Origin of the sequence: Actinokineospora iranica, from assembly GCF_900101685.1 — a bacterium.
Classification (GTDB): domain Bacteria; phylum Actinomycetota; class Actinomycetes; order Mycobacteriales; family Pseudonocardiaceae; genus Actinokineospora; species Actinokineospora iranica.
This window is the reverse complement of record NZ_FMZZ01000017.1, coordinates 45,396-57,729: the sequence shown is the minus strand read 5'-3', so window position 1 is coordinate 57,729 and position 12,334 is coordinate 45,396. Positions and strand designations below refer to the sequence as shown.

10 protein-coding genes are annotated in these 12,334 nt (G+C 70.4%); 6 read left to right on the top strand and 4 right to left on the bottom strand.

Features of this window, described 5'->3' with window-relative positions; genetic code table 11:
* The first annotated feature begins 21 nt into the window (after positions 1 to 21).
* The 3 genes from BLS56_RS26265 to BLS56_RS26255 all read left to right on the top strand — a co-directional run bounded on the left by BLS56_RS26265 (position 22) and on the right by BLS56_RS26255 (position 3,720).
* Entirely contained in the window at positions 22 to 1,797 is a 1,776-nt protein-coding gene (locus BLS56_RS26265) for a copper resistance CopC/CopD family protein (protein WP_091456167.1), read from the top strand.
* 68 nt (positions 1,798 to 1,865) lie between these two features.
* The gene (locus BLS56_RS26260) at positions 1,866 to 2,723 is read left to right on the top strand and encodes a helix-turn-helix domain-containing protein (protein ID WP_091456164.1); all 858 of its coding nucleotides are present in this window, start codon (positions 1,866 to 1,868) and stop codon (positions 2,721 to 2,723) included.
* Between the two features lie 73 nt (positions 2,724 to 2,796).
* Entirely contained in the window at positions 2,797 to 3,720 is a 924-nt protein-coding gene (locus tag BLS56_RS26255; RefSeq protein WP_091456163.1) for an oxygenase MpaB family protein, read from the top strand.
* Positions 3,721 to 3,988: 268 nt separating this feature from the next.
* Here BLS56_RS26255 and BLS56_RS31810 read toward each other — a convergent pair whose 3' ends face one another.
* Positions 3,989 to 4,903, bottom strand: coding sequence for an MSMEG_6728 family protein (locus BLS56_RS31810; protein WP_175483055.1), 915 nt, complete (start codon positions 4,901 to 4,903; stop codon positions 3,989 to 3,991).
* A gap of 42 nt (positions 4,904 to 4,945) precedes the next feature.
* On the bottom strand, positions 4,946 to 5,548 hold the full coding sequence (locus tag BLS56_RS26245) for a TetR/AcrR family transcriptional regulator (RefSeq protein WP_228771951.1): 603 nt from the start codon (positions 5,546 to 5,548) through the stop codon (positions 4,946 to 4,948).
* Positions 5,549 to 5,609: 61 nt separating this feature from the next.
* On the opposite strand from BLS56_RS26245, the gene BLS56_RS26240 reads away from it, so the two are divergent.
* Entirely contained in the window at positions 5,610 to 6,533 is a 924-nt protein-coding gene (locus tag BLS56_RS26240) for an oxygenase MpaB family protein (RefSeq protein ID WP_091456157.1), read from the top strand.
* A gap of 339 nt (positions 6,534 to 6,872) precedes the next feature.
* On the opposite strand, the gene BLS56_RS26235 is transcribed toward BLS56_RS26240, so the two are convergent.
* Complete coding sequence (locus BLS56_RS26235; protein WP_228771950.1) at positions 6,873 to 8,195, bottom strand: NAD(P)/FAD-dependent oxidoreductase; 1,323 nt, start codon at positions 8,193 to 8,195, stop codon at positions 6,873 to 6,875.
* Positions 8,196 to 8,202: 7 nt separating this feature from the next.
* Complete coding sequence (locus BLS56_RS26230) at positions 8,203 to 9,048, bottom strand: glycosyltransferase (RefSeq protein ID WP_091456153.1); 846 nt, start codon at positions 9,046 to 9,048, stop codon at positions 8,203 to 8,205.
* Positions 9,049 to 9,659: 611 nt separating this feature from the next.
* Here BLS56_RS26230 and BLS56_RS26225 point away from each other — a divergent pair.
* Positions 9,660 to 11,096 (top strand): sugar transferase, encoded by a 1,437-nt coding sequence (locus BLS56_RS26225; RefSeq protein ID WP_091456151.1) that lies wholly within the window; start codon positions 9,660 to 9,662, stop codon positions 11,094 to 11,096.
* Positions 11,093 to 12,334 (top strand): putative glycoside hydrolase family 15 protein, encoded by a 1,242-nt coding sequence (locus tag BLS56_RS26220; protein WP_091456149.1) that lies wholly within the window; start codon positions 11,093 to 11,095, stop codon positions 12,332 to 12,334. Before BLS56_RS26225 ends, BLS56_RS26220 begins: the two co-directional genes overlap by 4 nt.

Here is a 12,334-nt window from a genome sequence, read left to right as displayed (position 1 = left end):
CACGTGCCGCAGGGAGTCCCGATGCCCGTTGCAGTCCGGCCGCGTGCCCGGATGGTGTTCACCGCCCTCTTGATCACGCTGCTCGCGATGATCGCCAACCCGGCGCCAGCCGCCGCGCACGCGGTGCTGCTGTCCACCACCCCCGGCGGCTGGCAACTGCTCGGCGACTCGCCCGGGGAGGTGTCCCTGCGGTTCAGCGAGCCGGTCGACCTCGGCCTGGCGAGCGTGCGGGTGATCGGGCCGAGCGGCAAGGACGTCACCGGCATCGGGAAGCCGGAACACCCCGATGGCAAGCAGGACACCATCACCGTCCGGGTGGGTGAGACGCTGCCCAACGGCACGCACACCGTCGCCTGGCGGGTCGTCTCCGCCGACACCCACCCGGTGCAGGGCGCGTTCACCTTCAGCGTCCGCGAGGCCACCGCCCCCGCCGCGGTCGGGGCCGGTGGCGACCAGGGCGGCGACGGGACCGTGACCGTCCTCTATGGACTTTCCAGGTGGCTGGCCACCGCCGGGCTAGCCCTGCTGGTCGGCACCACGTTCGTCGCGGCGGTGTGCTGGCCCGCGCTGGCCGCCCGGCGCGGCGGGCGCGGGCTGGCCGTGGTCGGCCTGGCGGCGACCGCGGCGGCGACCGTGCTCGCCCTGCTGCTCTACGGGCCCTACGCCAGCGGCCGGTCGCTGGGCTCGCTGGCCGACCCCGGCCTGATCGGGACGACCCTGGGCAGCCGGATCGGCCTGAGCCTGGCCGCGCGCCTGCTGCTGCTGGCCGCCGCCGCTGTGCTCATCGTTCGGTTCTGGCGCCAAGAGCACGCCGAGGGGGACCTGCCTCGCCGCACGCGCACCCGCCGGGGCGCGGTGGTCCTGGGCGGCGCGGTGGCCCTCGCGGCGACCTGGAGCCTGGTGGCGCACGGCGCGGCGGGCGGGCTCGCGCCGCTGTCCGTGCCGGTCGACATCGCCCACCTCACCGCGGCGAGCGTGTGGCTCGGCGGCCTGCCCGCGCTCGCCGTGCTGCTGCGCTCCGGGGACGCCAACGCGATGAAGATCGCCGTGCCGCGGTTCTCCACGATCGCCGGAGTGTGCGTCGCGGTGGTCGTGGTGACCGGGCTCTACCAGACCTGGCGGCAGGTGGGCACGGTCTCCGCGCTGTTCGGCACCACCTACGGCTGGTACCTGCTGGGCAAGGTCGCCATCGTCGCGGTGCTGCTCGCCAGCGGCGCGCTCGCCCGGCGGTGGGTGCGCGGGCACTACGGGTTCGAGGTCGTGACCGTCACCGACAAGCGCAAGGCCAAGCGCGCCCCGGAGACCGGCGAGGTCGGCCGGTTCCGCAAGCTGGTCATGGCCGAGGTCGCCATCGGCGCGCTGCTGCTCACCGTGACCGTGTCCCTGGTCGGCACCGAGCCCGCGCGCGCCGAGCAGGACCGGGAGCGCAACCCGCCGCAAGCAGGCGCCGCCGAAGGGCCGGTCTCGCTCGCGATCCCGTTCGACGCGGGCGGACTCAACGGCAAGGGCCAGGTCGCGTTCGTGCTGACCCCGGCGAAGGTCGGCCCCAACCAGCTCCACCTGGTCGTGCTCGACCCGGCGGGCCAGTCGAAGAATGTGCCCGAGGTGCGCGCCGACCTGCGCTTGCCGTCGGCGAACATCGGCCCGATCTCCGTGCCGCTGGTCAGCGGCGGCCCGTCGCACTACATCTCCTCCGAAATCGCCATGCCCATGGCGGGCCAGTGGGAACTCGCGGTGGTGGTCCGCACCTCCGCGATCGACCAGACCACAGTGCGAGTGCCTGTAAACACCAGATGACATGCGAATCCGTGCCATATCCGGAGGTCTTGGCCGCTCGTTGGGCCTGCACCAGATGAGGGGGGCGTATGCACCAGTCGATGCCGATGGCCGCCGGGGACGCGCGGGGCCTGTCGTCCGACGCGTTGGTCGAGTTGCGCAAGCGGGTCGTCGCCGCGGTCGAGGCGGGCACCGCCCAGGTGGAGGTCGCCCGGCTGTTTGGGGTGTCCCGGCAGACCGTCGGGGTGTGGGTCCGCGAGTACCGCAACCGGGGGGACAACGCGTTCGTGCCCGCCCGCCGCGGCCGCAGACCCGGTGAGCAGCTCGCCCTGACCACCGCCCAGCAGCTGTGGGTCGCGGGCACCATCGCCCGGCGCACCCCCGACGCGGTCGGCCTGCGGTACCAGGTGTGGACCCGCCAGGCGGTGACCGAGCTGATCAACCGCGAGTTCCTGGTGATGCTCGGCGCCACGACGGTCGGCAACTACCTGGTCCGCTGGGGCCTGCCCTGCCCCCAAGACCTCCTGCGTGCCCTGCGCGCCCGCAACGCCGTCGCCGCCGCGAACACCCCCGCTCTCCCCGAGGCCAGACGGACCTGGCTTTCCGGCGCCGAGGTCGTCTGGGTCGGCTACGGCAGCCCCCGCTGGCTGGCGGGCCGCTCCGGCCTCCCCACCCACGACGAGACCGGCTGGCCCGACGTCAGCGTGCTGCAGGCGGTGTCCAACCGGGGCGCCATGTCGTTCTTGGCCACGGCGGACCCGTTCGACGGCAAGGAGGTCCGCCACTTCCTGGAGCGCCTGATCAGCCAGCTCCGCCGCCGGGTCAACATCGTGGTGACCTGGCACCCCATCCGCAACCACGACGCCGTGGCCGACTGGCCCCCGCCCACCGAGTCGACCGCCGCGGTCCGCTTCGTGAGCCTGGCCGACGAGCACGGCCAGAACTGAAGTGGGAGACCGCTGGCCAGGGCCAGTAGCCTGGAGTGCCCGCCACCCACCCCGGCGGTCGCAAGGAGGCGCCATGCCCAGCGCGCGAACCACCCGCAGGTATGCCTGGCTGCGCCGGATCGAGGCACTGGACCCGGTAGCCGACCACCACGAGATCCACCGGATAACCGCGGGCCACGAGTTCCCCTGGGACTACCAGCGCTCCCTGGAGTTGGCCCTCTACCGCACCTACTGCGTCCCCAGCATCTCCGCCCTCCTCGACGCCACCGGCGAGTTCGCCAACCGCCCCCAACGCCGCTACGACGACACCGCGCTGCTGATCGCCGAAATCGCCGAACATGGCTACGACTCCCCACGCGGCCGGGAGGCGCTCCGCGTCATCAACCGCGCCCACGGGCGATTCCGAATCACCCAAGAAGACATGCGCTACGTCCTGACGACCTTCATCTACGACCCCATAGACTGGATCGACGAGTTCGGCTGGCGCCAACTGTCCAACCACGAGCGGATAGCGGCCTTCCACTTCTACCGCGAGGTAGGCAAACGCCTAGGCATCCGCGACATCCCCACCGACTACGCCGAGTTCCGCCAGTTCAAAGTGGACTACGAACACGCCAACTTCCGCTACAGCGAAACCAACCACAGAATCGGCGTCCAGACCCGGGAACTCATGTGCTCCTGGTACTGGCCACCGGTCCGTCCCTTGGTCCGCCAAGCCGTGCACGGCCTGCTGAGCGAACAAATGCTGACCGCCTTCGACTTCCCAGCCGCCCCCACCTGGCTGCGAAAAGCCACCCACCAAGCCCTACGAGCCCGCTCGGCAGTGGTACGCCACCTACCACCCCGCACAACGTCACGCCTATCCAACGACCCCCACAACCGCACCTACCCCGGCTACCCCAACGGCTACCACCCCCGCGACCTGGGCGCCCCACCCCCCACCGACATAGCCCCCTCCTGGCTGGCCACCCCCCAACGGCCACCCTCGGACCACTGACCTCAGTTCCACAGGTCAGACCCGCCCGCCAGCTGTCAACCAACCCCACCCAGCCCCCAGGCGCTCAATGGAAGCGGAGCAGCAGACCCCTCCACCCGCCAGCGAACACCCACGCCTGCGAAGTGCCGGATGGGGCGCAAGAGCACATCCACCTACCTGCCAGAAGGCCAGCCAAGTGCTCGATGGGGTCAAGGAGCACACCCGAGCGTCTGCCAGGCCGCTCCACCCCATCGAGCAGACCCACGAGAGTCAGCCCCCAGGAGAACCACTAACCCCCCACAACCAGACTCAGAGCAGGCCGATCGACCATCACCCGAACCCGATCCAACACAACCAGGTCGACGTCCGAGGAAAACCCGTTAACCGACCCTTCCCGAAAGAACGCGAAGTCCGGCGTAGCCAGGCATTCCGCCCGCATAGCGGCGACGGCGGCCGCATCCGGCTGCCGTCCGCCCCCATAGTCAGGACCGACAACAGGCGTAGCCCCAGGGTGCGTGACCCGAGGCAACGGCAGCGGACTGACCCATGCGGTCCGCCCCGGCGTGCACAGCCCCGCAAGCAGTCCCACCTCGGCAAGGCGCACCGGATCGGCCCCGACAAGCACAGCGCCGCGCCCAGCGAGGACATCATCCAGCGCAGCGGACTCCGCGGCGTCAGGCGGAGCGACCCCCAGCAGGTCGAGCGCGTCAGGCAGCGGCAGCGCATGGGGGTGTCCTCGCCGCAGCGGCCACCGCGGATACACCGGAGACGGCCAAGCGTAAGGCAGGTCATCCGGCACGTCGTCCCCGAAGAGCGGGCGGTAATGCTCAGGGTCCTTGCGCAGCAGCGAAGCCTGATGGCTCAGGTGCACCGCCGGTTCACCCAGCCACGGCGGCAGCATCCCCTCGTCAGCGAGCCGGTCCGGCTCAGGCAAGCGCCCACCCGTGAACGCCAGGGCCTGCGCCAGCACGGAGTCCGCGTGCCCCAGGTCCGTCCAGCGGCGACAGACGGCGGCGGTGTACAGCACCAGGGCGGGCACGAACCCACGCCACATGGCCACCGCCGGGTGATGCTTCCACCCGTACACCGGCCACACGAGCGCACGCAGAATCTGCACCGCCTCCACCCGCTGCTTCCCGAGCCTTCCTCGGTCTAGCGCTGCGGCGCTGGCGACGAAATCCGGATACGGCAGGAAAGTCTGCATCTCCCGGCCGGACTTCCCGGTCCGGCCGGTGTCGAAACCAGGTCAGGCCCGAGTCAGCAGCCGCACGCAGTGATCCACAAGCTGATCGCGGTCGACCGTGAGCGTCCCGTCGAGATACGCGGAGAACAGGTGGGTCAGCGCCCCGACCAGCCCTATCGCGGTCATCTCCCGGTCGGTCTCCGACTCGTCTTCGGGCAGCTGTTCCCGGATCAGCGCGGCGAACGCGGGCAGCAGCGCCATACCCCGGCTGGACAGCGCCGGGTCGGTCAGCGGGGCGAGCAGCAGGACGCGGCCGCGCCGGGGGTCGTCCACCATGAGTTCGACGAACGCGGTGACCGCGGCGCGGGCCAGTGCGGGCGGGTCGGGCGGGCTGGACCGCACAGCGTCGACCAGGGCCTGGCGCGCGGCGGCCGCGACGTGCTCGTACACGGCGAGGACGAGTTCGTCGCGGTCGGGGAAGCTCTCGTAGAAGTACCGCTCGGTGAGCTTGGCGTGCCTGCACACCGCGCGCACGCTCAGCGCGGGGCCCTCGGGCGCGCCGAGCAGGTCGACGCCCGCTTCGAGCAGCCGCAGCCGCCGGGCGGCCTTGCGGTCGGTCAGGGTCGTGCCGCCCCAGGTCCGGTCGGCGGCTCGTTGACTCAGCACCCCGCCCATCCTAATCTGACAACGGCCGTAGTCAGTTATTTCCGGTGGATGGAGCCCGCATATGTCGCGAACCGATGAGCCGACCCCGCTCGGGCCCGACTCGCTGACCTGGAAGTACTTCGGCGACTGGCGGGGGATGCTGACCGCGCTGTGGGCGGGGTCCATGCAGAACATGCACCCGGGGCTGGGCGCGGGCGTCGAGGAGCACTCACGGTTCTTCGAGGAGCGCTGGCAGCGGCTGTTCCGTTCGCTCTATCCGATCGGCGGCGTCGTGTACGACGGCCCCCGGGCGGTGGAGACGGCGCGGCAGGTTCGCGGGTACCACGAGACGATCAAAGGGGTGGACTCGCGCGGTCGGCGGTATCACGCGCTTGACCCGGACACTTTTTACTGGGCCCATGCCACGTTCTTCGTCGGGGTTCTGCGGGTGGCGGAGCATTTTATGGGCGGGCTGACGGAAGCCGATCGGCGACGGTTGTTTGACGAGCACGTGCAGTGGTATCGGCTTTATGGGATGAGTATGCGGTCGGTGCCGGGGTCTTGGGCGGAGTTTCAGGCGTACTGGGAGCGTATGTGCGCAGAGGTGTTGGAGGACAACAAGGCCACGCGGGCTGTGTTGGATCTGCGGGGGCTGGCCAAACCGGTGCGGTGGGTGCCTGATGGGGTGTGGCGGGTTTCGCGGGTGCTGGTGGGGCGGGGGTTTCTGTGGCTCACGGTGGGGATGTACGACCCGGTGGTTCGGGATCGGCTTGGGTATTCCTGGTCTTCGTTCGACGCTCGGTTGCATTGGCTGGTCGGGCGGATGATCGGGGGTGTTTTTCGGGTGGTGCCGTTTGAGCGGCGTTATCATCCCCGGGCGCGGGCTGGGTGGCGGCGGGCGCGGGGGGCCTTGGCCGCTGACGCGCCGTTGGTGGAGACTCCGCTTCGTAATCTGCCGCCGGTGGGTGAGCGGGGGTCTCCGAAGCATTACTCGCCTGGGGGGTGAGTTGGCGGGTCTGTCTGCTCGCTGGTTGGCTGTGTTGGGTTGCTCGATGGGTGGAGTGGTTTCTTTGGGGCCCCTACGAAGGAAGATCCCGTCGTGGGAAAGACGGGTGGGGTGCCTTCGGCCCCAAGACCACGGCGAGTTCAGGGATCTTCCTTCTCCCCCAAAGAAACCACTCCACCCCATCGAGCACTGGGCGGGCGCTGGTGCCGGTTGGCAGGGGGTCGGGTGCCCTCCTGCGCCCCATCGAGCACCGGGCAGGGGCAGTGCGGCCTGGCAGGTGCTCGGGTGTGCTCCTTGCTGTATTTCATCTCGCGGTTGGCAAGGGCAAGGTGGGGCGGGTCAGGTTTTTGTTGTGGTGGGGGTGTGGTTCATGCTTGTCAGCAGTGTGATCGCCACGCGTTCGGCTAGGCCTACGCTGGAATTCCAGCTGGTGACTTCCGGGTAGACGTGGGCGGTGGTGGCCAGTAGCAGTGGGGTGTTGGGGACTTCGATCGCGGGGCGTTGGGTCAGGTAGCCCAAGGGGTACACCGGTTCCACGAAGGGGGCCTTGAAGATTCTGACCTCCACTATGTCCTCTGTGGTCAGTGGGAGATCGGCGTAGAGGCGCAGGAGCTGGTTTGTCCAGCGTTGGGCGATGGTCGACTCGTCTTCTCGGTATAGGGGGGATTCTCGGTCGGTGTAGCGCATGGCGTAGGCCAGGTGTCTGCCGCCGTAGGTTTCCGGGCCGGATAGGGCGGACATTTCCACTACGCCGTCGAACTCGGTGTTCGAGTGCAGGACCGGGGCCCAGTATTGGCCGGAAAGGGGCCTGCGCAGGAAGAACAGGGCGTTCACGACGCCCTGGTAGGTCAGCTGCGTGGTGGGGAGGCGGGCGGACAGGTCGTCGTCGGCCAGGGTGCGCAGTAGCGGGAGTGGCACGGTGGAGACCACGCGGTCGGTCTCGATGGTCTCGCCGTTCGGCAGGGCTATTTCCATGCCTGTTCCGGTGTGGCGCAGGGCGAGCACGGGGGTGTTGACGCGAACCGTGCCGCCGGTGGCCTCGATGGAGGCTTGGAGGCGGTCGATGACGGTCTTGTAGCCGCCGACCGGGTAGCCGCGGGTGGCGACGTTGCTCTCCCGGCCCAGGCGCTGCCACAGGTACAGCGCAGGCACGTCCCCGCAGGACGGTCCGAACTTCGAGCCGAACATCGGGGCCAGCAGGCGTTCCCACACGGTGTCGCCGTACAGGCCGCGCAGCCAGTCCTCGGTGCGGATGTTGTCGAGGTCTTTGCCCCGGCCGAGTCTGCGCAGCAGCAGCGACGCCACGCCGAGGCGGACGCGGTGCGGCAGCGGCAGCGGTGCGAACCGCAGCAGGTCGCGGGCGGTGTTGAACGGGTACCGGGCGCCGTCGACGATCATGCCCATCCGGGTGTTCCGCCAGGCGACGTCCTGGCCGGGGTCCAGCTCGCCGAGCAGTCGGAGCAGGTGGGTGTCCGAGGGCATCACGCAGTGGTAGAACCGCTCGACCCACCGGTCTCCCATGGGGAAGAACGTGCCGAGGCCGCCGAGCTGGTCGCTGCTTTCCAGCAGCGTCACCCGCACCCCGGCGCGGCCGAGCCGGTGCGCCACCGCGAGCCCGCAGATTCCCCCGCCGATGACCGTCACCTGATTCGTGGCGTCCACCAGCCGCTCACAGCGTCCAGTACGGGGCGGGCGCGAGGCGGTCGCGCACCAGGAGCTTGACGTACTGGGTGATCGTGCGGCGCAGCCGCAGCTTGCTCGCGCCCTGTTTGCGGTCGTAGCGCAGCAGCAGCGGGACCTCCGTGATCACCGGGTCGCAGTGGCGCAGCTTGAGCAGCAGCTCCACCATGCAGGCGAAGCCCTGTTCCTCGATCAGCCGCTCGCCCCAGTGCTTGCTCGCCCGGGCGAGCAGGCTGACCCGGTACGCGCGGAAGCCGCTGGTGAAGTCGCGCACGCCCTCGACCCGCAGGGCCCGGTGGAACAGCAGCGCCGCGCCCCGGGAGAGCAGCCTGCGCACCGGCGGCGCGGTTCGGTCGTCGCCCCCGTCGACGAACCGGGAGCAGATGGCGACGTCCGCGCCCGCGGCGATCCGCGCGCGCAGCGCGGTGATCAGGCTGGGGTCGTGGGTGTCGTCGGCGTCCATGACCACCACGATGTCGTCGGCCGCCGCGGCCTCCAGCACCGCCCGCAGGCCGGACTGCACCGCCTGCCCGAGGCCGAGGTTCACCGGGTGCCGGATGAGCCGGACGTCGAGGCCGGGGGCGCCAGCGGCGGCGACGCGCGCGGTGCCGTCGGCTGAGCCGTCGTCGACGACCCACGCGGTGATCTTCTCGACGCGCGCCACCTCGGCGAGCCGCAGCAGCAGCGGCGGCAGCGAGTCCTCCTCGTTGTAGGCGGGCAGGACCACGTGCGCGGTGCCGCCGGTCTCGCTCGGCCGCCGGGCGCGTGGCACCGCGCTCGCGCGCGTGTCCGTCACCCCCGGCGGTTCCGACAGCACAGTCTTGTCGAGCGGCATAGGCCCTCACATTCCTCCACTGGCGTGGCGTCCCGATTTCTCGGCCTGCTCGTCAGCAACTCTTCGGCAGGTTGTCCGGGTTTCTTTACGGTGATCCCGCGTGGGTGTGATTTCCGCGCGGAGCCAATGATCACGGAACGCTGAAAGTGGATCACTCGAATAGGTGAAGTCCGGGTAGGACGGTGCGGTGCGGTGCGGATGGGAGGGGTGTTGTCGGCCGATCTTTCCTGGATTACTACCTCATCGGGTGTATCCGAAGGAGTGGTGTCCTTCGGCGGGCTGGGATTCGGCTGCCTCGATATGATCGGGCGTGCCGTGGCGCTTGATCGTCAAGGGAGGTCGATGTGGGCGATTGTCCCGGTGTCATCCCCGCTTCCGGCCGCGGCATAGTCTGATGCCCGGGCGCGTCATTGGCGTTCGTCATGTCGAGAAACCCATGCGTGCCCCGGCAGTCGGCGAACGGACGCCGCATCGGGGATTTTCGCGGGCCAGCGAACGAAAGGACGTCGCGCAATGTCGTGGCCGTGTCGTGGTAAAGGCGTGACTCCACCAGGACGGCCGAGGCCATGCGCGCACCCGGCGCCGGGCTTGGCTGATCGAGGTGGCGCGCGATGATCGGCATCGATACCGCCGCGGCCGCCGAGTCCCCGCCCGCGCTGGCGCGGCGGCGGGCCCGGCTGCGGGAGAGGTCGCCGGACGGGTCCTGGCTGGACGCGATGCTCGCCCGGGTCAACGCCGTGGCGGTGCTGCTCGTCGCGGTCGACCTGGTCGCCCTGACGGTGGCCGCGCGGACGCTGGCGCTGAGTCTGGAGTGGACGGTCGTGGTTGGCGCGGTCCTGGTGGGCGCGCGAGCCAGCGGCAGGCTCTACCGCAGGCGCCTGTGGCTGTCCTGGCTGCACGACCTGCCCCGCTCGGTCAGCGCGACCGCCATCGCCTTCGGCCTGGTCACCCTGGTGATCCTGGTCAGCGGACACGGCGACGGCACCGGCTCGCCCGCGCAGTGGGCGGTGCTGCTGTTCGCCCTGGTGGACGAGCCAGCGCGAATCTGCGTGTTCACCTTCGGGCGCTGGGCGCGCCGCAGGCTGGGCCGCTGCGACCGCTCGATCGTCGTCGGCGCGGGCAAGGTCGGCATCGATCTCGCGGGCTCCATGCTGGCGCACCCGGAGTTCGGCCTGCGCCCGGTCGGGTTCATCGACCCCGAGCCGGTGCGCGACCCGGTGTCCCTGCCCGTCGACCTGCTCGAAGACGACCTGGCGCACGCGATCAAGCGCTTGCGGGTGGGCACGGTGGTGCTCGCGTTCTCCCACGCCCGCGACTCCCCGGTGGTCGCCGCGGCGGTCACCGCGCACCGGCACGGCTGCACCACCCTGGTCGTGCCCCGGATGTACGAGCTCTACCAGGACGGTCCCGACATCGACCGGCTGCGCAGCTACCCGCTGGTGCGGCTGCGGACCGCGCCCACCAGCAGGCCGAGTTGGTGGATCAAGCGCGGCATGGACGTCGTGCTCGCCTCCGTCGCCCTGGTCGCGCTGTCGCCGGTGATCGCGCTGTGCGCCCTGGCTGTGCTGCTGGAAAGCGGCCGCCCGATGTTCTTCCAGCAGACCAGGGTCGGCATGGACGACCGGACGTTCGTGCTCTACAAGCTGCGCAGCGTCCGCCCCGGCAAGGAGGACGACTCGCAGACCAAGTGGTCGATGGAGGGCGACGCCCGGGTCGGCCCGGTGGGCCGGTTCCTGCGCCGCACCTCGCTGGACGAGCTGCCGCAGCTGTGGAACATCGTGCGCGGCGACATGTCCTTCGTCGGGCCCCGCCCGGAGCGGCCGGGCTTCGTGCGGAAGTTCTCGGCGATCCACGAGCTGTACTGGGCGCGGCACCGGGTGCCCACCGGCCTCACCGGCCTGGCCCAGGTGCACGGCCTGCGCGGCGACACCTCGATCGCCGACCGGTCCCGCTACGACAACTACTACATCGCGAACTGGTCGCTCTGGCTGGACGCGAAGATCCTGTTCCTCACCGTGGGAGAGCTGCTTCGCCGGGTCCGCCCATGAGACTTCCCGCGGGTTTGCGGCGGGCGCTGCGCCTCACTGTCGCCGCCGTCCTGGTCGTCCAGACCGCGTGCGCGAGCGGCACCGTCGGCGCCGCTTCGCCGCCCGAGCCGCCCAAGCCGAGCGCCCCGTGCGCGTGGTGGTACGCCATCGGCGACTCGCCGACCGAGCCCGAGTTGGTGGACGCGGCCCAGCGCTACCGGGTCGTGGTCCTCAACGCGCAGGAAATCCCCGCGATGAAACGGCTGCACGAACTCAACCCGCGGATCAAGGTGCTCGTCTACAAGGACTTCTCCAGCACGCGCAACTACCCGGGCGCGGTGGAGGGCGACGCCGACGCGCAGTGGCTGCCCAGCGGGATCGGCTACAACGCCGCGCAGCGGGAGCACCCGGAGTGGTTCGCGGTGGACACCGAGGCCAGGCGCATCGAGTGGAACGGCTACCCCAAGCACTGGCAGATGGCCGTGTGGGACGTCGCCTACCAGCAGGCCTGGGCCAACGCCGTCGCCGCCGAGGTGGTGGCGCAGGGCTGGGACGGGGTGCTCGCCGACAACGACTTCAACACCCTGCGGCACTACTCGGCCGCGATCCTGCACGGCACCGGGTCCTTCAACGAGACCGATCGCCTGCTACGCGACGGACTCGACGGCCTGCTGCTGGCCGCGGGCGAGGCGCTGGAGAAGGCCGGGAAGATCCTGGTGCCCAACGTGTCCGAGTCCCACCTCAACCCCGGCCGGTGGACCGCGCACTCCCGCTACGGCGGCGCGATGGAGGAGAACTTCGGCTTCCGCGACGAGGGCGGCAACGGCGAGCTGCTCACCTTCCGCGGCAACGAATGGAAGGAGTTGCGCGCGCAGGCGGCGCTGGGGGAGTCCTGGCTGCTGCTGGTGACCCGGGTGAAGGGCGGCCGCGACGAACGCGCCGGGTACGCCAGCGCCGCCCTGCTGGCGGGCCCGATGACCTGCTGGACCCCGGCGACCACAGTGGACTACCACCAGCCGGAGTGGTCGCCGTTGCAGCAGTCCGGCCTCGGCTCTGCCATCGATGTCGCCATCCGGGAGCCGTCCGGCGTCTGGACGCGGGCCTTCGACAACGGGTGGGTCGCGGTCAACCCCACCGGTGTCACCGCCATCCTCACCCCACCAGAGGGCCTGATCACCCTGGACGGCGAACCGGTGTCCACTGTGGAACTCCCGGGTGCGGATGGCGTCGTCCTGGTCGAGCCGCCGCCAGCGCCGTGA